Annotated in this window: 13 protein-coding genes; 8 read left to right on the forward strand and 5 right to left on the reverse strand. The window is 63.3% G+C overall.

Features of this window, described 5'->3' with window-relative positions:
• Positions 1-13 precede the first annotated feature (13 nt).
• On the reverse strand, positions 14-5,494 hold the full coding sequence (locus BA190_RS35035; RefSeq protein ID WP_082979367.1) for an autotransporter domain-containing protein: 5,481 nt from the start codon (positions 5,492-5,494) through the stop codon (positions 14-16).
• 259 nt (positions 5,495-5,753) lie between these two features.
• On the opposite strand from BA190_RS35035, the gene BA190_RS01310 reads away from it, so the two are divergent.
• The 3 genes from BA190_RS01310 to BA190_RS01325 all read left to right on the forward strand — a co-directional run bounded on the left by BA190_RS01310 (position 5,754) and on the right by BA190_RS01325 (position 10,105).
• Positions 5,754-7,202: a HAMP domain-containing sensor histidine kinase gene (locus BA190_RS01310; protein WP_068281598.1), complete on the forward strand. Its 1,449-nt coding sequence runs from the start codon at positions 5,754-5,756 to the stop codon at positions 7,200-7,202.
• A complete protein-coding gene (locus BA190_RS01315) occupies positions 7,199-7,894 on the forward strand; it encodes a response regulator transcription factor (RefSeq protein ID WP_068281599.1) in 696 nt (231 codons plus the stop codon). The genes BA190_RS01310 and BA190_RS01315 overlap by 4 nt, the downstream gene beginning before the upstream one ends.
• A 540-nt stretch (positions 7,895-8,434) precedes the next feature.
• On the forward strand, positions 8,435-10,105 hold the full coding sequence (locus tag BA190_RS01325) for a hypothetical protein (protein WP_068281601.1): 1,671 nt from the start codon (positions 8,435-8,437) through the stop codon (positions 10,103-10,105).
• 68 nt (positions 10,106-10,173) lie between these two features.
• Here the strand turns inward: BA190_RS01325 and BA190_RS01330 are convergent, their stop codons facing one another.
• The 4 genes from BA190_RS01330 to BA190_RS01345 all read right to left on the reverse strand — a co-directional run bounded on the left by BA190_RS01330 (position 10,174) and on the right by BA190_RS01345 (position 13,119).
• A complete protein-coding gene (locus BA190_RS01330) occupies positions 10,174-10,866 on the reverse strand; it encodes a uracil-DNA glycosylase family protein (RefSeq protein WP_371260271.1) in 693 nt (230 codons plus the stop codon).
• A 50-nt stretch (positions 10,867-10,916) separates the two neighbouring features.
• The gene (locus BA190_RS01335; protein ID WP_068281603.1) at positions 10,917-11,477 is read right to left on the reverse strand and encodes a DUF488 family protein; all 561 of its coding nucleotides are present in this window, start codon (positions 11,475-11,477) and stop codon (positions 10,917-10,919) included.
• A gap of 9 nt (positions 11,478-11,486) precedes the next feature.
• Complete coding sequence (locus tag BA190_RS01340) at positions 11,487-11,696, reverse strand: DUF2945 domain-containing protein (protein WP_068281604.1); 210 nt, start codon at positions 11,694-11,696, stop codon at positions 11,487-11,489.
• A 538-nt stretch (positions 11,697-12,234) separates the two neighbouring features.
• Entirely contained in the window at positions 12,235-13,119 is an 885-nt protein-coding gene (locus BA190_RS01345; RefSeq protein ID WP_068281605.1) for a LysR substrate-binding domain-containing protein, read from the reverse strand.
• Between the two features lie 137 nt (positions 13,120-13,256).
• Between BA190_RS01345 and BA190_RS01350 the strand changes: the two genes are divergently transcribed.
• Genes BA190_RS01350 through BA190_RS01370 form a run of 5 tightly spaced genes read left to right on the forward strand, consistent with a single transcriptional unit; the run spans position 13,257 to position 19,704 of the window.
• Entirely contained in the window at positions 13,257-14,450 is a 1,194-nt protein-coding gene (locus BA190_RS01350) for a 2-aminoethylphosphonate--pyruvate transaminase (protein WP_068281606.1), read from the forward strand.
• 30 nt (positions 14,451-14,480) lie between these two features.
• Complete coding sequence (gene phnA / locus BA190_RS01355; protein WP_068281607.1) at positions 14,481-15,740, forward strand: phosphonoacetate hydrolase; 1,260 nt, start codon at positions 14,481-14,483, stop codon at positions 15,738-15,740.
• Positions 15,737-17,191, forward strand: coding sequence for a phosphonoacetaldehyde dehydrogenase (gene phnY / locus BA190_RS01360; protein WP_068281608.1), 1,455 nt, complete (start codon positions 15,737-15,739; stop codon positions 17,189-17,191). Before phnA ends, phnY begins: the two co-directional genes overlap by 4 nt.
• Before the next feature lie 6 nt (positions 17,192-17,197).
• Positions 17,198-18,322, forward strand: a complete 1,125-nt coding sequence (locus tag BA190_RS01365) for a TIGR03364 family FAD-dependent oxidoreductase (protein ID WP_068281609.1) — start codon at positions 17,198-17,200, stop codon at positions 18,320-18,322.
• A gap of 35 nt (positions 18,323-18,357) precedes the next feature.
• On the forward strand, positions 18,358-19,704 hold the full coding sequence (locus BA190_RS01370; protein WP_068281610.1) for an aspartate aminotransferase family protein: 1,347 nt from the start codon (positions 18,358-18,360) through the stop codon (positions 19,702-19,704).
• Positions 19,705-19,706: the final 2 nt, after the last annotated feature.

The raw sequence follows: 19,706 nt of genomic DNA on the forward strand, positions 1-19,706 counted from the left end.
AGCGAGGCGATGTTCAGAACCTCATGCTCAGATTGGCCTTGAAACCATGCTGCTGGGCCGACGAGGCAAGCTGGCCGTCATAGGAGAGGCCGAGGGAGGTATTGCGCGAGACGGCCATGTCGATGCCCGCGCTGACGACGGCGGCGTTCCTGGCGATCGGAACGCCGGCGACGGTGAAGGCGGCGCCACCCGCAAAGGCCTGGATCGAGAGCGGCTTGACGTCGCCATAGGCGTGGCGCCAGCCGAGCGAACCCCGCACCGTGGTGGCGATGCCGAAAAGGTCGAAGCTCGTCGAGGCCCGCAGCCCGAGCGTGGTGAAGGCCGTGCTGGTCGTCTGGCTATCGGCGTGGAGCGCCGCCGCTCCGCCTCGTTCGGTGAAGCCGCCGGTGTCGAGGCTCACATAGGCCAGGTTGGCGAAAGGTTCGAAGGCGGCGATCGAGGTGTCGATGCGATAGCCCAGATCGCCGAACGCCTGGAAGGTGCCGGCCCGGCCCTTGCTCTTCAGATTCTCGCTGAACCCCGGGAACGAAACGGAGCGACCGATGTCCATGTCGTGCCAGGTGTAGGCAATACCGGTCCGCAACCCCAGCGCCCCCCACTGGCTACCGCCATAGAGGCCGAGATGGTAGTTGTCGCTGTCGCCGGACGAGGCCCTGTCGCGGACCTTGAAGGTGGTTCGGCTGTAGCCGGCCAACACGCCGAAGCGCCAATTGTCGAAGGACGGTGCGTCAGCGCCGACCAGGAAACCGCCCGTTGAAGTCTCGAGCTTGGCGGCATTGCCGTCACCACCGACATGGCCCCAGGCGCCAAAGCCCTGGCCCCATACGGCGAGGCCCTGCGTGGTCGGCGCCACCAGCCGTGCCCCATCCTGGCCATAGGCCATGATCGGGGCCGAGGAAGCCCCGACAGTTCCGAAGGCGGCACGAATACGGTCGACAGAGGCGTCGCGGATGAAGCGGCTGTCCTCGATCAAAGCGGTCTTGGCGCTGGCGTGGATCTCGCCGGAGAGCTGGTCGAGTGCCCGCCGCGCGCTGTTCTCGTCCGGAAGGGCGGCAACCGCATCATAGACGGGATTGCCCACGCCGGTGCTCTCGAGGCCGTTGCCCGTCGCACACTGGTTGCGGGTTACGGCGACATCGCAGAACGCCACTTCATTGCGCGCCGCATCGATATAGACATGGTTGGCGTCATAGGTCAGCGACAGGTCGACGAAGGGCATGTTCTGGTCGAAGGTATCGAAGGTACCGCTTACGCCACCGGCGGCGTCGATGATGGTCCAGCGGCTGCCGGGCGTATAGACGCCGCCAGCCTTGAGCGCGTAGACGGTGCCGCCGTTGATCGTGGCGATGCCGCTGACATCGACCAGATCGCTCTCGAGCCCCGGATTGATCTCGGCCCGATAGGTCGAGCCGGTGTCGAAGACCAGATTGCCATCGACCGTGAGCGTGCCGATGGAGTTGCCGGGCGAGAGCGTGCCGCCGGAGGCGACCGTCACCGTCGAACCGGCGCCCGAACCGAGCGTGCCATGGCCGCCGAGCGTGCCGCCATCCTGCACGTTGAACGAGCCGCCGAGCGTGGCGCCGGCATGCGCGGCATCGGAGCCGACGATCAGCGCGCCGGCGGTGATATCGGTCGTACCGGCAAAATCCGAACTGTCGCCGTCATAGAGCAGCGCGCCTGTTCCCGCCTTGACGAACCGCCCGGTTCCGGTGAGCACCCCGGCATAGGCGGCATTCGCCGTCTGGTCGAAGGTGAGGGATGTGCCCAAGCCGATGGCGGCATCGCCGCCGAAGCGCTCGGCGGCGGTCGAAAGTCCACCGTTCTGGATCGACCAGTCGAGGATGGAGCTTCCGGTCAAGGCAAGATTGCCGGCGCCCTGCTTGATCATGGTGCCCGCCGTGCCCGTCATGCCGCCGATATTGCCGGCGAAGCTGCCGTCCGCCGCCTGATCGAACACCACCGTTCCGGCATTGGCGATATCGCCGGAGATCGAACTCGCATTGCCGATCAGCGTGCCCTCCGCAACCCCGGTATTGCCATAGCTGTTGACGCCGGCAAGGCGAAGCGTGCCCGCCCCGGTCTTGATCAGGTCACCCAAGCCGGTAAGGGTCTGCGAAACCGTGAAGACATTGGCTCCGGCGGCGATGTCGAACCCGCCGCCCCTGTCGCCCCAGATGATATCGCGCGTCGTGGCGGTGTAGTCGGTTCCCGTCACCTGCAAGGTGCCGCCGTTGAAGGTCAGCGCGCCGGAAGCCGCACCGAGATTGGCGTCCGACGAAACCGACAGCGTGCCCCCGAGCAGGCTGGTGCCGCCCTGGTAGCTGTTGTTGCCTTCCAGGACGAGCGTACCGCCCTCGGTCTTGCTGATGCCGCCGGTGCCGCCGATCGTGGTCGCGATATGGGCCGTCGTGTTCGCCAGCACGCGAATTTCCGCATTGCCATCCGCCCTCTCCGAACCGTCGACCTGGAGCGTGCCGGAGCCTTCCAGCCTGTAGCCATTGTCGACGAATTGCAGGCCCTTGAAGCTTTGCGAGCCCTCGACCGAGATCGTCCCGCCGCTAAATCCGCCCGGCTCGTTCTTGAACACGGCATGATTGCCGGCCCAGGCAACCGGAAGGGTACTGCCCTGGTTCAGCCATTGCGCGTTCGCCGCGTTCCAGGTGCCGTTGCCACCCTGCCAATGCTGCAGCGTGTCGTCGCCGCCCGCGGCGACGAACAAATCGACATTGCCACCGCCGGCCTGGATTTCGTAGTCCCCTGCCACGGACGTCGTGCCGATCTCGAGGCCCTTGTCGGTAAGCGTGCCGCCATAGGTCATCAGCCGGTAATAGCCCACGCCCGCCGCGCCATCGGACGGATCGCCACTTTGCGCCAGGTTCACCGTACCATCCAGCGTCAGATCGCCGGCGACATCGACATGGTCGCTCGTTCCCGGCGCGCCGGCCGAGGCACCCGGGCTGCCCAGCTCGAAGTCGAGAACGGAACCGGAGGCCAGCGCAAGATTGCCGGCGACATGCAATGTCCCCAGCGAATTGCCCGGCGCGATATGGCCGCCATCGGCGATGGTCGTCGTGATCCCCGCCGCTCCCACCGTGCCGCTGCCACCAAGCGTGCCGCCGGAGACGACATTCACCGTGCCGCCGAGCGCCCCGTTCACCGCAAGCGTGCCGCCCGACACCGTGGTGATCCCGTCGAAGGTCGAGCTGTCGCCGGTCAGCCGCGTGTTTCCCGCCAGATGGTCGAGGCGATGCGTGCCCGTGCCCATACCCTGGGGCGCGTTCTGCAAGCCGGCCGCGAAGGCGTAATCCGTGCCGGTATGGTTGAATACCAGCGTGCCCGCGCCGTCGCCGAACTGGATGGAAGCGGCATCGATCACGCCGGCGCTGGCGGCAGCCTCGCCCGCCTTCGCGCCGATATTGATCGTGCCGGTGGAGCCGGCTGCCGCGGCAAGCCCCATGATGCCGCCGGTCCGCGCCGTACCGCCATCCGTGACGGTCAGCGTGCCGGTCCCGCCGACGCCGACGAAGAGGGCGTTGTCGTTACGCCAGACCGAACCGGCTCCGCCGACCGTCACCGCACCGCTGGAGCCTGGGCCGAAGCCCACAACGGAGCCCAGGGGACCGCCGGAAAGCACCTTCGCGCCGTCGGCGATGGCGAGCGTGCCATTGCCGGCCACGCCAATCAGCAGAGAACTGCCGAGAGTCCATGATGAAGCGGGACCGGTGACCGTCACCTTCCCGGTCGATCCGGCCGCTGCACCGATGACGCCCCCAGTGCTGCTCACCGCGCCGCCGGAGGCGATGTCCAGGGCACCGGCACCGGTCGATCCGACGGTGAGGTCGCCGCTATTCGTCCAGCTTGCGCCGACGCCGGCCACACGCACCAACGCCATCGAGCCCGGCGCATCACCGGCATGGTCCACGCTGCCAACGCCTGACGCCAGCGTGCCGGTGATATCGAGCCGCCCTTCCGAGATGGTCGCGGGGCCGGGGCCGATGTCGGCATGGCCGGTCAGCGTCAATGTGCCGGTCCCCAGCTTGGTGAGGCCCCCGGTGGAACCGGCATTCGTCGCGACCGTGCCGGCATAGGTGCCGTCGAAGTCCTGATCGAAGACAACGATGCCACCGCTGCCCGAGGAACTGGTGAAGGTGATATTGCCGCCAAGGCTGTCGGTGTCGCCGACCAGCATTCCCTGCTCGATGCTCCAGTCCTGCGCGCCGGTGCCGGTCAAGGTCACCGTATTGTACCCGATCTTGGTAAAGCCGGTGAAACCGACGAACTCGTCGGTTGCCCCAGCTGTTGCCGCATCAACGATCTTGGAAACGTCGAAGGCCGGTGTCGAGGGCAAGGTGTCATAGTCTCCCAACACCAACGTTCCGGTGCCTCCCGCCACCACGACATTGCCGATAAGGACCGAACCGTTGCGCAGGTAAAGCGTGCTGTCACCACCGGTGAAGGTGATCGCGTTGGCCCGGCCGCCGCCGGTGCCGCCAGCGATCGTACCGGCATTCATCACAATGAGATTGGCACCCACGATGCCGGCGCCCCCAAAGCCTCCCGTTACGGTATTCGGCTGGAAACCGGGGGCACCGCCGCTGCCGATGCCGCCTGTTGAACCGTTGCTTCCGCCGAAGCCGCCGCTGTCGCCGTCGCCACCCTGGATGGTTCCGCCGTTGATAACGCTGCCGCCTTCGAGCAGCCGGACACCCGCCCCGGCAGGCGCTGCCAGGCCCCCCGCGCCCCCCGTGATCTCGCCCATATTGCTCACATTGGCAGCGCCGCCCGACACCACGCCGGCGCCGCCGCTAGCCAGCGCTCCCCCGGCACCGCCGGTGATGCCCGCGCCTGTCTGGACGGTCAGTTCACCGCCGGCATTCAGGATAACTCCCGCACCACCGCCGCCGCCGGAGAAGGCGCCTTCGCCGAAGAGGTCACCACCGCCTTTGCCCCCGATGGCCTTGCCGCCCGAATCGAGAATGAGCGTGCCGGTGTTCTCCAGCACGATTCCAGCCCCGCCACCGCCGGCGGCTGAGTTCGAAGGAGGGGGAATATTGCCGCCATTGCCGCCGCGAACCGTCGCGCTGACATGAATGAAAGGAGCCGCCTCGAGGTTGCGCACGCCATCACCGCCCGCCCCACCGCCGCCGACGCGGTCGGCGGAAGGACCGCCATTGCCGCCATTGCCGCCCCTGATGTCCGTCGAGATATCGCCGCTGACGATGTTGCTGTAGCCGCCGCCTCCGCCGCCCCCCGATATCTCCCCCATATCGCCGTCGCGGCCATCGGGATCGGCCACCGTTCCGGCGGCCCCACCGGCCCCGGCATTCGCCCCGGTGCCGTCACTGCCTGCCTCACCCGCATTGCCGCCGGCGCCGCCACCCGGCCTGGCCTGGCCGCCGGTCGCGCCATAGAGGGCCTGCGCCTTGGCCGGCATCGGCGCGACTGTGGGCAGCAAGGCTGCCGGCAGAGCCGTGGAGCACAAGAGTGCCAGCATACGCGCGGTCCGGTGACGATGATGAACTGAAATGACCGGCATGATTCCCCCACATGATGCGCTCTACCGTTCAGGAACGGTCTCGCAATCATGCCAACCAGCATAAAATTACTTGGATGAAGCGCTCCACCGATCAATTCCGATCAATTCTTACCAATTCTTGCAAGCGGCATTCGCGCTTGCGTATATGAACGACTTTTGCAAAGTGTTGGATGGCGAGAATCCATGCGGCGGAGGGGCCTTATGCAGTTGCGGGGAGATGCTTGATCTCAAGACCCTTCTGGTCGTCACGATGGCCGTCGCAGCTTTACAGGCGGTGGCCTGGATATTTGTCTGGCGGGCGTGGCGCCATCTTTACGAACTGAAGTTCCTGGCGGCCGGCTTCATCGCCATTGCCGCGGGCGTCTTGTTGATGCTCCTGCGCGGACACGATCCTCCGCCCTGGGCCATCGTCCTGCACAACACGATCATCAAGCTCGGCCTGGTCCTGCTCGCCGAGGGGCTCGCCCGCTTTCTCGGGCAACCGCGCTATAGCTGGATCGGGATCTGTCTCCTGATCTCCCAGGTGGCGGCCTGGAGCATCTCGGTTGCCATCGATCCGACCGACCTGGAACCACGCATTCACGCCTCGACGTTCTTCACCGTCGTGATGATGTCCGTGATGTGCCTGGCGCTGCTGCGCGACCGCACGCAGCCGCCGCTCCTGCGCTGGATCACGATCGCCGTGCTTGTCGAATATATGTCGGCCAGCGTGCTCCAGAGCATCATCGAATTCCGCTTGCCGGCAGACTTCCAAAGCGCGCCGATCCTGGCCGACCGCAATGCCTGGTATTTGCTGCAAGGTACCCTGTTCCTGATCGCCTTCTTCGCATGCCTGCTCTTCATGGTCAGTTCGAGGCTTTCCGCCGACCTGCGCGAGAAGAATGCCGCCCTCTCGCGGGAAGTGGAGGAAAGGAAAAGCCTCGAAGCCAGGCTGAATGCGAGCTTGGAAGCGGAGCGTTCCCTGCGTGAGGAGCAGGCGGACTTTACCCGCGTGGTCAGCCACGAATTCCGTACGCCGCTCGCCATCATCCGGAACGCCGTCGACATGATCGGCCTCACCGGCAGCCAGTCCCAGCCGGCGACCCAGGAGCGGCTCTCAGGGATCCAGGAGGCACTCAATCGGCTGTTTTCCGTGATCAATCGCTTCATGGCCGAAGACCGGGAGAACAGCTTTCAGCCCGAATACATGGAAGTGCGCTCCCTGATCGCGGATGTGCGCCTGCATTTCGACATGACGGCGCGCGGCGACCGCCTGCGCTTCACTGTCCAGGACCCGATCATCTCCATCTGCGCCGACCCGGATATGCTGGCGACCGTCCTCATCAACCTCATCGACAACGCGCTGAAATACTCGCCGGGCAACGAGCCGATCCACGTCGCTGCGAGGGAGCAGCAAGGCACGGTGGTGATCGAGGTACGCGATCGCGGCATAGGCATTCCCCATGCCGAACTCGACAGGATCGGGCGCCGCTTCTTTCGGGCCTCCAACGCCAAGGCCATCACCGGAACCGGGCTCGGCCTGTATTCGGCCCGGCGGCTTCTGGCCTATCACGGCGGGACGCTGACCCTGGACGGCAACGACCGCGGGGGAACGACGGCCGTCGTGCGTGTGCCCCTGTCTCTTGCACAATCCAGCAAGGCCATGCCGCAGGAAATAACGGTATGACGCATATTCTGATTGTCGAAGACGAACCTCGGCTGCGCAAGGATCTGGCCGATTTCCTCAAACTGAGCGGCTTCACCACCACTGCAGCTGCGACGGCCCATGACATGCGCAAGGCGCTTGCCGGCGGCGAAGCGCCGGCGGTCGTCGTCCTCGACATCGGGCTGCCGGACGGCAACGGCTTCGAACTGGCCAGCGAGATCCGGCAAGCCCACTCATGCGGCATCATCATGCTGACCGCACTCGGCGACAGCGACGATCGCATTCGAGGCTTCGACAGCGGGGCCGATATCTATCTCGTCAAGGACAGCACGTTGCGGGAAGTCGAAGCGGCGATCCGCAGCCTGTTGCGCCGCGCCGGCGGGCCGCCAACCGCTGGACCGGGCAATGAAGACCGCTGGATTCTGGACAGCAGGGGCTGGCACCTGATTGCGCCCAATCAGCACGCGCTCAAGCTCACGGCCACCGAATTCGCCTTCATGAGCGTATTGTGCAAACGAAGCGGCGAAGTGTGCCAGCGCGAGGACCTCGTCGAGATCCTGATGCGCCCCCGCTCCAACTTCGACAATCGCCATCTCGACGCGGTCGTCAGCCGGCTGCGCCGCAAGGTCGAACAGCATTTGAAGGTGCCCGCCCCGATCAGGGTCGTCTACGGGGTGGGCTATACGTTCACCGCAAATGCCGCCATGGAATGAACCCCGGCAGCCACGGTCGCGACGGAGCCCCCGGCATCATCGTTTCGAGTCTTGCGCAGGCCGCTGCCCGCGTCGTCTTCTCGGACACGATTCACGTCTTGCCGGTGCTTGCCGACAGGCGATCCTCGCCTCTCAGCCGCAGGCACCTTTCCAGCAAGATCTCCCGCACCAAGTGAGAACGAATACTCAGAATCGATCACTTTTCTACACAGTGATATTTAAGAAGGACACAGTAATATTAGAATTCGTCAGAATTCATGAGAATTGATCTGTTGACGTAAACCTTAACATGCCGTCTAATTTTCCCTCTGAACACCAAATAACCACCTTCGTTAATTGTGTATATTCAAATAAAAAATACCAAACTAAAGTAAGTATTTAGTTTGAAAAAGTATTATAATAAATTTTATCTGAATTCTATTTGCATAGATATTAACGATCTTCAAAACCCACCGCCAAAACAGTCGCCGAACATAAAGCAGGGATCGGTGAGACCATCATGGCCGCTCGAGATCTTGGCCGCAACGCGGAGAACGAACAATGACGGACGGTTGCTGGGTTCAGTTCTGGGATGATGACGGGCACAAAGGCGCAACCTTGCGATTCGATGCCGAAGGCAGCGTCCTGGCGGTCGGAAACCTCGACGACCACACCCAGTCCGACGGCAGCAAGGAAGGCAATGAGCCGGACTCGCTGGAAACGGGCTCGCGCGCCTGGCTCATCGTCTACAAGGATGCCGCTTATGGTGGAAAAAACGTAGGGTTCGGTCCCAATTCGCGGATCGACGACCTCGATGACTATGGCATGGGCGGGAATATCAGCAGCTTCAGGCTCTATGACTATCGGCCGCCCTTGTTCGTTGACGCTGGCAAAGGAGCCCCGACGGCAATCGAGAGCGACGGTTACGTCAACGCCGAAACGGTTAACGGCTTCTTTCGTACCGTCGTAGCGTCCGCCGTCACGCTCATTCCAGGCGTAGGCTCCGCCCTTTCCACATTGGTCAAGGGGCTTTGGCCGGATGCGGGCAACAAGGATCAGACCTGGGCATCGTATCAGAATTACCTCAACCAGGCCGTTGCCGGCGTCTACTGGCAGATGACCTACGAATCTCTGAACAATGCCTTGGAATCCTTGTATATCGCTGCAAGAAATTACGTCGATGCGTCCGAGAAAGATCCCTCATTCAAATCCGAATGCTTCATCAGCCTGTATAATATGGTCAATACATATGAGCCATTTTTTGTCGATGACGTGAATCCGGAAAAAAGATTTTCGTTTCTGGTTCCATTTGCGACGCTTCGGTTGTTGACGCTGCGAGAAAATCTACAAAATTTCTCCTATTACTACAAAATCCCGCCTTCCGAGGAAGAAAAAGCGTCTCAGAAACAGAAAATACAAGATTCGATCGAGCATTACCGGGGATTGCTTAATTCGGCGCGCAATCAAATTCTAGAACGGCGGGGCAATATGATTGCCGCCGTGGATAATAGCCTGGTCGATCTCTACAATGGCTACCGGAATATTACGACGCCGGATTACGATGTGGAGAAAACGTACAGGAAGACAGTGGAAAACCAACTCGCTCTGGCTCTCGATATCCACAATGCCATCGGGCAACTTTGGAAATATTGCGATCCCGACGTCACCATCCCCGATCCCATTCCCCCGCCAACCCTGGAATACGCTACCGGCCCGTTTGGCCTATATCAGCAATGGCGATATCCGGATTATCAGGAGTTCGACCAGGAGGCGACGGATGGCCAGGTCACGCGGGTCGAGATGTGGGCACGGCCCGACATGGTTGCCGGCTTTGAACTTTATATAAACGGCATGGGACAAGGCCGCGTTGGCGGAGAAGGTGAAGAGCATGTGGTCCTGGCATTGGCCGGGGGCGAGCGGATTGATCAAGCCAATGGTTTCGTCGACAGCTCCGGCCAGTACCCCTTCATCAAGGCCTTGGGCTTCACCACGAATGCGGGACATTCCGTTCAGGCCGGCGGCTATGGCGATCCCAATCGCGGCCACACCTATATCGACGTCAAGCCGTTAAATGGAAGTGTCGATACACGCTTGATCGGACTGTCCGGAGAACAACGGGAAGGCGACAATCTCAAGGTCATTACTTTTCATTGGCAGTGCAAGCTTGCGTTTGATCCACCGCACGACAGCCTTGCCAAACTCGCAATGGCCGATGCCGTTTCTCCAGGGTAGCAGCCGATTGCATCGTGCATCCATGGCAGGCGGGGTACGAGACCGCGCTGACCGGCAGGTCAGCGCCATCATCGCAGAAGAACATCCCGTATGTCCGCCTGCAACACCGGCAACACATCGGTTTCGAACCACGGGTTCTGGTTCAGCCATTTGTTGTTGTGCCAGGACGGATGAGGCAATGGAAACTTACGCATCCGGGGATCGCTCTGATAGACGTCCCGCCACCGTTTGACGGTCTCGTTGACGCCCCAGCGTCCGGCTTCCGGCCCGAGATGCCAGCGCTGGGCATAGGAACCAATGACCAGTAGGAGCCTCACCTTCGGCATTTGGGAAAACAGCCTGGAGCGCCAGAGTTCCGCGCACTCCCGGCGAGGCGGCAGATCACTGCCGTTCGGAGCCAGCCCCGGAAAGCAAAATCCCATCGGCAGAATGGCAAACTTCGCCGGATCGTAGAAGCTGGCTTCATCAATTCCGAGCCACCTTCTCAAACGTACCCCGGATGGGTCGTCGAAGGGACGCCCGCTCTGATGCACCCGGGTTCCCGGGGCCTGGCCGGCTATGCAGATACGCGCATCTTCCGATATCTGAACAACCGGCCTTGGCTCATGAGCCAGCGGCACGCCGTACCGGGGGTCATCGCGGCAAATGCGGCAGACGCGGATGCTGCTGACCAGCGCCTCGAACGGGGAGGTCTGTTCGCTCGCTTTTGAAACGCCGGGCTCGAGGGCAGCCGCTGATTTCATTGAATGGTCTGTACTCATTGTGCTGCCGCGTGACGTCGTTGACCGGCGAAGGACATGCCGGCCGGCTTTCATGGGTGCTCCGGGCCCGGGCGATCGTGACGTGCGGGATAGATGATCCTCGCATCGGCTTCGATGATGGCACCCGTCGTGAGGTGCGCACGCTCGAGGCGTCCTTCTCCCATGATGTGAAAAACCGTCTCTCCCTCGGCGATCAGATAGTCCGCCACGATGCGGCGGTGACATCGCCACCACACCGCTTCCGAACACATGATTGCCGAGCGCTTCTTGCGCCCCTCGCTACGCAGACGCTCCAAGCCTTCGCGGAATTCCCCTGAAAGTGCATAGTCGGCGTAATTGTGAAAGCTCTCATTTGTCCAAAAGCCATTGAGATCGCGGGATAGCGTTCCGAACTTGCTGCGAAGGCCACCAAGCGCAGCGATGTAATCATATGAAATCTGGAAAACCGAAAGGGAGCCGGGCAGGCGATCCTGATTATATTGCGGGTTGGCTCTCGACATCGGGATTTTCCTGATATCGACGAGCAGTTCGACCTGGGCCTGACGCAGAAGGTCGACAAACTCGTCGATGCGCCGGTTGGAATGGCCGATGGTAAAAAAGGGCAGCGTCACGCGCCGACTTCACGCATAGTCGAGGGCAGCGCCCTTGTGAGCGGCGATGTGGTCCGTCTTGTCGCTCTTGATTTCATATTGGGGATCGTCTTCCGTCGCGCGGTGCGTGTGCCCCTTATAGTCGAAATCACGCGTATGGATCGCGATAATCGTTCCCGATACGCGGCCTGCTTCGGAATTCCAGGTCACGTGATCGCCGATTTCAAATCGTTTCGTCATCCTGCCAACTCCTCGCCCCTCGGAAGCCACCTCACACGCGCGTCATTCTACTCCTGCCCACGAGCTGAATGGATGCCCGAGGCAGTCTCGCCTGCTTGGGCGGCTGGGCGGCGAAGTCAAACTGATCCCGGCCATCGTTCCTGCGGTCGTTCCCCACCGAGCGAGGTCAGGCCATAGCCCAGCTGACAGCGGTCGACGGCAGGCTGGCTAAATCACGCTCCACGACCACAAGAAGCCTCACTCCCTGCCCTTACGAAACAACATTTAACATAACAAAACTTCTGATCAGCAAGAAGCCGGCCTAGCGTGTCCCTGCTTCTGCTGCCCCCAGCGGAAGCCAAATCGACCGAGCCCCCGCAACGCTTGGTCAACCAGGCCCGGTCGCCCCACCCAAACCTCAGCGACCGGGCCACCTGTCGCTGGACCATCCGATTACCGGAATACCTCAAGCTGGCTTGCCGCAGCGATTTTCCAGGCTCGCCCCCGCAGCGATGCCTCGCCATGGCCGATCATTGCCGCTGTCGAGAAGGAGAAGGGCCTAACCGCTCATCGGGACCCGGTTGGCAAGTTCCCTCGCAATTCCAAGGAAGGCGCGGATGGCTTTTGCGTCGCTTCGCTCGCTCAGGCAGACCAGCGCCTCTTCCATCAGCATCGGAGGGCCCGAGATCGGAATCCTCATGAGCCGGCCGTCATTGCCGAACTCAGCCTCGGAGACGAAGCCGAGGCCGGCGCCCGACGCCACGATCTCGCGGACGGCTTCGCGCCCTTCCGCCTCGATGGCATATTTCAGCCTGATACCAGCATCGGCGGCCCCGTCCTCCAGGCGCTTGCGGGTCTTGGAACCGCGCTCGCGAATGACGAGCGGCATCGTGGCCAGATCGGCAAAGGAAAGGCTCTTGCGGCCACCGAGATCGAAGTCTGCTGCAGCGAAGGCAACGATCGGCGTGGCGTTGAGGGTGATGATCTCGAAGTCGCGGCCCGCCGGCACCTCCCCCACGACACCGATATCCGCTTCATAATTGAACAGGCTCTTGATCACCGTTTCGGTGTTGCCGGACCGGACGGTGACATGGACCCCCTGATAGCGCCGGCGAAACTCACCCATGATATGCAACACATGGTGGGCCGCATCGGCGACAATGCGGAGTGTCCCGGCCCGAAGAGAGCGGGACTCCGACAAGAGTTCGAGAGCCTGGTTCTCCATTTCGAACATGCGCCGCGTCACAGCCAGAAGTCGTTCTCCGGCCTCCGTCAGCACGACCTGCTTGCGCTGCCGGTTGAACAGGAGCGTGTCATATTCCTCCTCCAGCTTGCGAACCTGGTCGGAGATCGCCGGCTGGGTCAGCAGCAATTCGCTGGCAGCGCGGGAAAAGCCGCCTGAAATCGCCACATAGTGAAAGGCGCGGAGCTGAACATAGCGCATCGACGATCATCCCCAAGGCACGACATCTCCCATATATAATCACAGCTTATACACGGATACAAAATAACGATTTTTAGAATAGATTGGGCCGGTCCTATATGGTGGCCGAACGAACGGCATCTGATGAGGACCGGCCCATGCACGATGGTGCGTCGACGCAAGCTTTTGCCCCTCCCCTGCTCGGTGAGCCCTATCTCCTGACGCCAGGCCCCTTGACCACCGCCGCCGAGGTAAAGCAGGCCATGCTGCGCGACTGGGGCTCCTGGGACGCCGATTTTCGCGCCATGACGGTCGAGCTTCGGCAAGGCCTGCTCGCCCTGACCGGCGACAGCAAGGGCGAGTATGACTGTGTGCCGATGCAGGGCTCCGGTTCGTTCTGCGTCGAGGCCATGCTCGGTTCCTTCGTCCCCAAGGACGGCAAGGTCCTCGTCCTCGCCAACGGCGCCTATGGCCTGCGAGCCGCCGAGACCATGCGCTATATCGGCCGCCCCTACACCCTGATCGACAAGGGCGACTACCTGCCCCCGCGCGGCGATGAAGTCGCGGCCGCGCTCGATGCGGATCCGGGGATCACCCACGTCCTCGCCATCCACTGCGAAACCTCCTCCGGCATCCTCAACCCGGTGGCCGAGATCGCCGCGGTGGTCGAGAACAAGGGACGCAAGCTCCTCATCGATTCCATGAGCGCCTTCGGCGCCATCCGGCTCGACGTCAACGAAATCCGCTTCGAAGCCATGGTCTCGTCCGCCAACAAATGCATCGAGGGCGTGCCGGGCTTCGGCTTCGTGATTGCCCGCAAGGATGCGCTGAAGGCGGCACAGGGCATCAGCCATTCGCTCAGCCTCGACGTCCATGCGCAATGGGCCACGATGGAGAAGACCGGGCAATGGCGCTACACACCGCCCACGCATGTGGTGGCGGCCTTCCTGCAGGCCCTGCGCATGCATGCCGCCGAGGGCGGCGTGGCAGCACGGGGCGCCCGCTATATGAGGAACCGCGACGTCATGGTGGCGGGCATGCGCGAACTCGGCTTCGAGACGCTGCTCTCCGACACCTGGCTCTCGCCCATCATCGTGACTTTCTTCTGCCCGGCCGATCCGAATTTCGTTTTCAGCCGCTTCTACGAACAGATGAAACAAAAGGGGTTCATCATCTATCCCGGCAAGCTGACGGTGGTCGATTCCTTCCGCGTCGGCTGCATCGGACGGATGGATGAGCATGTCATGCGCAACGTGGTCGAGGCGGCCCGCCAGTCTCTCGCCGAGATGAAGGTCGCTTCCGCCGCCCCGCCCGCCGACGCCATTGCCGAACGCGCAAAGCTCGCCGCCTGAGGCGGCCCCGTATTGAAGGATCGATCCTCGATGAACCACATGTCCCCTGTCTCGGTCGCCGCCAACGAGCGCAATTATGCCTGGCCGCGCGTGCCGGCGATCGCCATCTGCCTCGACGGCTGCGAGCCGGCCTATCTCGACGAAGCCATCAAGGCCGGGCTGATGCCGGCGCTCGAGCGCATCCTGCAGAAGGGAACGGCCAGCACCGCGTACAGCGTCATTCCCAGCTTCACCAACCCCAACAATCTGTCGATCGTCACCGGGCGCCCGCCTGCCGTGCACGGCATCTGCGGCAACTACCTCTACAACCCCGAAACGGGCGAGGAGGTGATGATGAACGATCCCAAATTCCTGCGCGCGCCGACGGTGTTCAAGGCATTCTACGATGCCGGGGCCAAGGTTGCCGTGGTCACCGCCAAGGACAAGTTGCGCGCCCTCCTGGGCCACGGCCTGTCCTATGACGACGACCGTGCCGTCTGCTTCTCCTCGGAAAAGGCCAGCACCACCACCAAGGATGCCAACGGCATCGAGGATGCCTCCAAATGGCTGGGGCGCCCGGTGCCGGACGTCTATTCGGCGGAACTGTCCGAATTCGTGTTCGCCGCCGGCGTCAAGCTGCTGCGCGAATTCCGTCCCGACGTCATGTACCTGACGACGACCGACTATGTTCAACACAAATATGCCCCCGGCGTGCCGCAGGCGAACGCCTTCTACGCCATGTTCGACAGATATCTCGGCGAGCTCGACGCACTGGGCGCCGCCATCGTCGTGACCGCCGACCACGGCATGAAGCCGAAGCATCATGCGGACGGCTCGCCCAACGTGGTCTATGTCCAGGACCTGCTGGATGAATGGCTCGGCAAGGACGCCGCCCGCGTCATCCTGCCGATCACCGACCCTTATGTCGTGCATCACGGCGCGCTGGGCTCGTTCGCCACCGCCTATCTGCCTAAGGGCGCGGACCGGGAAGCCATCATCGCCAGGCTGCGCGATCTCGAGGACATGACGCTGGTGCTCGGGCGCGAGGAGGGGTGCCGGCGCTTCGAACTGCCTGAAGACCGCATCGGCGACATCGTCATGGTCTCGGGCGAGAACAAGACGATCGGCACCTCCGAGCACCGGCACGACCTCGCCGCCCTCGATGAGCCGCTGCGCTCGCATGGCGGCCTGACCGAGCAGGCGGTGCCCTTCATCGTGAACCGCCCCCTGCCCGATTTGCCGCAGGCGCCGACCCTGCGCAATTTCGACGCCTTCTACTACGCCACCCTGGCAGCGGCTCAGCCAAAATGAACACCCCCGAGAAAACCATCAAGGTCCGTCATGAACCGATGCGGATCGCCGGCCGGCTGGTCGAAGCCGAGGCGACCCTCGAGGTCCGCTATCCCTATACCGATGCGGTGGTCGGCACCGTGCCGGCCGGGCGAGCCGAGCATGCCCGCCAGGCCTTCGAAATCGCGGCCGGCTACCAGTCCAAGCTCACGCGCTACGACCGCCAGAAGATCCTCTTGAAGACGGCCGAGCTCATCAACGCCCGCAAGGACGAGATTTCCGATCTCGTCACCAGCGAACTCGGCATTTCCAAGCAGGACTCGCTCTACGAGGTTGGGCGCGCCTTCGACGTCTTCACGCTCGCCGGCCAGATGTGCATTCACGACGATGGCCAGATCTTCTCCTGCGACCTCACCCCGCATGGCAAGCAGCGGCGGATCTTCACCCAGCGCGAGCCCCTCACGGCGATTTCGGCGATCACGCCCTTCAACCACCCGCTCAACATGGTGGCGCACAAGGTGGCCCCGGCCATCGCCACCAACAATTGCGTGGTGGTGAAGCCGACGGAACTCACGCCGATGACCGCGCTGGTGCTGGCGGACATTCTCTACGAGGCCGGCCTGCCGCCGCAGATGCTCTCGGTGGTGACGGGATGGCCGGCGGAGATCGGTGATGAAATGATCACCAATCCCCATATCGACCTGATCACCTTCACCGGCGGCGTGCCCGTCGGCAAGATGATCGCCTCCAAGGCCGGCTACAAGCGCCAGGTCCTGGAACTCGGCGGCAACGACCCGCTGATCATCCTCAACGATCTCGATGACGCCGACCTCGCCAGGGCGGCGGATCTCGCCGTCGCCGGCGCGACCAAGAATTCCGGCCAGCGCTGCACCGCCGTCAAGCGCATCCTCGTGCAGGAGAAAGTTGCCGATCGCTTCGTGCCCCTGGTGCTCGAACGCGCCAAGGCCATCCGCTTCGGCGATCCCTTCGATCCGGCCACCCAGCTCGGTACGGTGGTGCATGAGAAGGCCGCCGCCTTGTTCGAAAGGCGCGTCCATATGGCGGCGGAGGCCGGTGCCGAGATCCTCTACGATCCCGGCCGCCAGAGCGCACTGCTGCCGCCGATCGTCGTCGACAGGGTGCCGCATGCGAGCGAGCTCGTCATGGAGGAGACCTTTGGCCCGATCGTTCCGATCATCCGCGCTCCGGATGACGACGAGGCCCTGATTGCTCTTTCGAATTCGACGGCCTTCGGCCTGTCCTCGGGCGTGTGCACCAACGACTTCCGGCGCATGCAGGCCTTCATCACCGGCCTCAGGGTCGGCACCGTCAACATCTGGGAAGTGCCGGGCTATCGCATCGAGATGAGTCCCTTCGGCGGCATCAAGGATTCGGGCAATGGCTACAAAGAAGGCGTCATCGAGGCGATGAAGTCCTTCACCAACGTCAAAACCTTCTCGTTGCCGTGGTAGCGCTTCATGCCCGAGACCTTTGATCTTGCCGTCGTCGGGGCCGGTATTGTCGGCCTCGGCCATGCTCTCGCGGCAGCCAGGCGCGGGCTGCGGGTGGTGGTCATCGATCGCGACAGCGCGGCCAATGGTGCTTCCATCCGCAATTTCGGCCTGGTCGTGGTCAGCGGCCAGACGACGGGTCCTTCCTATCGGCGCGCCCAGCGCAGCCGGGAGGTCTGGCTAGCCACGGCGGCCGAGGCGAAGATCGACGTCCTCCACCGCGGCATGGTGATCGCCGCCCAGCGTCCGGAGGCTCTCGGCGCCATCGAGGCCTTCTGCGCCACACCGGAAGGCGCGTCATGCCAGGTCTTGACTGCAGCCGAACTGGCGGAGCGCGAACCTTCCCTCGCCGGTTCCTCTGCCATTGGCGGCTTCTTCAGCCCGCATGAATTGCGGGTCGAATCCTCGCTCGCCTTGCCCCGCCTCGTCGAATGGCTCCAAGCGCATCTTGGCGTCAGCTTTCGCTTCGGCACGGCGGTGCGAGGCGTCGAACCCGGCCTGCTTCTCACTAGCATCGGGGATGTTGCGGCCTCGCGCATCGCGATCTGTCCGGGCGACGATCTCACCACACTCTTCGGCGACACGATCGCGGAATACAGAGTGCGGCGCTGCAAGCTGCAGATGCTGCGCCTGGCCGATCCCGGCTTCCGGCTCAAATCGGCGCTGATGTCCGATCTCAGCCTCCTGCGCTATGGCGCCTTTGCCACATTGCCGGAAACGGCGGCGCTGCGCCGGCGGCTCGAAAGCGAGCGGGCAAGCGCCCTGGCGAACGGCGTTCATCTCATCGTCACCCAATCGGCCGATGGCTCTCTCGTCGTGGGCGATTCACACCATTACGGCGCCACGCCGGATCCCTTCGCCTCCACCGAAATCGACGCCCTGATCCTGGCCGAATACGAGGCTCTGTTCCGCGCGCCGCCTCCCCGTGCCATCGCCCATTGGGTCGGCACCTACGCGTCCTCGTCGAAGGACGAGGCGCTCCGCCTGAGCCCTTGCGACGGCGTCAGGCTGGTGATCGTGACCAGCGGTACGGGTGCGAGCACCGGTTTTGCTCTCGGCGAGGAGACGATTGCCGAGCTTTTTGGCAACTGAAGAGGGGAGCGGGCGCGGCCCGGCTGTGAAGCACCATGACCCTGATCCATATCGAGGGCGAATCCAACACCGCCGAGGCGCGGCGTGACTGGAACGCCAGGCAGCATCACGCCCCCTCGGCTGCGCTGCTGCAGCGCGATGCCGATGCCTTCCTGCACCAGAGCCTCTCCAGCCCCTGCGTATCGACCATCGCCAAGGCCGAGGGCATCTGGATCGAGGACCTCGCCGGCCGGCGCTACATGGATTTCCACGGCAACAGCGTCCATCACATCGGCTATGGGCATCCTCGCCTCAAGGAGGCGATCCGGGCGCAGATGGACACCCTGCCCTTCGCCCCCCGCCGCTTTACCTGCGAGACGGCCGTCGAACTGGCCGAAACGCTGGCCGAACTCGCACCCGGCGATCTCGGCAAGGTGCTGTTCACCACGGGCGGCTCCGACGCCATCGAGGTTGCCCTCAAACTGGCGCGCGCGGCGACAGGCCGTTTCAAGACACTGTCCTTCTGGGATGCGTTCCACGGCGCCGGCTTCGGCGCCTCCAGCGTCGGCGGCGAAGCGACGTTCCGCTCCAGCATCGCCGGCCCTCTCCTGCCGGGCAGCGAGCATGTGGCGCCTTGGGCCCCGCATCACTGCCCCTACGGCACGAATTCGCTGGAAGACTCCGCCCGCGCCTGCGCCAGCATGATCTCCTACGTCCTGGCCCGCGAAGGCGATTTCGCCGCTTTCATCGCCGAACCGATGCGTGCGACCCCGCTCGTTCCGGCACCGGGATTCTGGAAAAGCGTGCGCGAGGCCTGCGACAGGCATGGCACGCTGCTGATCTTCGACGAAATTCCGACCGGCCTCGGCAAAACAGGCAAATTCTTCGCCTCCGAGCATGACGGCGTCACTCCCGATATCCTCGTGCTCGGCAAGTCGCTGGGCGGGGGCATCCTACCGATCGCCGCCGTCGTCGCCCGTCGCGACCTCGATGTCGCCGGCGACTACGCCATCGGCCACTACACCCATGAAAAGAACCCTGTCACCACGCGGGCCGCGCTGACCACCATCGCCATCATCCGCGAGGAGGGCCTCGCCGAGCGCGCCAGAGAACTGGGCGATCACGCCATGGGCCGCATGCGCGAGCTGATGACCCGCTCCGCCCATGTCGGCGACGTGCGCGGCCGAGGATTGATCTTCGGTGTCGAGCTCGTCGAGGACCGGCAGGGGCTTCAGCCCAACCATGCCCTGGCCGAGCGCGTCTATTATCGCTGCCTGGAAAACGGCCTGTCCTTCAAGATCAGCCAGGGCAATGTGCTGACGCTGTCGCCGCCGCTGACCATTGCCAGGGAAGACCTCGACCGCGCCCTTGGCATCGTCGAGGACGCGGTCCTGGCAGGATGAGG

Source organism: Labrys sp. WJW (assembly GCF_001676615.1).
GTDB classification, from domain to species: domain Bacteria; phylum Pseudomonadota; class Alphaproteobacteria; order Rhizobiales; family Labraceae; genus Labrys; species Labrys sedimenti.

Coding starts and splice junctions, on each gene's coding strand:
- BA190_RS35035 (WP_082979367.1), bottom strand. CDS start 5,494: ATGCTGGCACTCTTGTGCTCCACGGCTCTGCCGGCAGCCTTGCTGCCC.
- BA190_RS01310 (WP_068281598.1), top strand. CDS start 5,754: ATGCTTGATCTCAAGACCCTTCTGGTCGTCACGATGGCCGTCGCAGCT.
- BA190_RS01315 (WP_068281599.1), top strand. CDS start 7,199: ATGACGCATATTCTGATTGTCGAAGACGAACCTCGGCTGCGCAAGGAT.
- BA190_RS01325 (WP_068281601.1), top strand. CDS start 8,435: ATGACGGACGGTTGCTGGGTTCAGTTCTGGGATGATGACGGGCACAAA.
- BA190_RS01330 (WP_371260271.1), bottom strand. CDS start 10,866: ATGAGTACAGACCATTCAATGAAATCAGCGGCTGCCCTCGAGCCCGGC.
- BA190_RS01340 (WP_068281604.1), bottom strand. CDS start 11,696: ATGACGAAACGATTTGAAATCGGCGATCACGTGACCTGGAATTCCGAA.
- BA190_RS01345 (WP_068281605.1), bottom strand. CDS start 13,119: ATGCGCTATGTTCAGCTCCGCGCCTTTCACTATGTGGCGATTTCAGGC.
- BA190_RS01350 (WP_068281606.1), top strand. CDS start 13,257: ATGCACGATGGTGCGTCGACGCAAGCTTTTGCCCCTCCCCTGCTCGGT.
- phnA (WP_068281607.1), top strand. CDS start 14,481: ATGAACCACATGTCCCCTGTCTCGGTCGCCGCCAACGAGCGCAATTAT.
- phnY (WP_068281608.1), top strand. CDS start 15,737: ATGAACACCCCCGAGAAAACCATCAAGGTCCGTCATGAACCGATGCGG.
- BA190_RS01365 (WP_068281609.1), top strand. CDS start 17,198: ATGCCCGAGACCTTTGATCTTGCCGTCGTCGGGGCCGGTATTGTCGGC.
- BA190_RS01370 (WP_068281610.1), top strand. CDS start 18,358: ATGACCCTGATCCATATCGAGGGCGAATCCAACACCGCCGAGGCGCGG.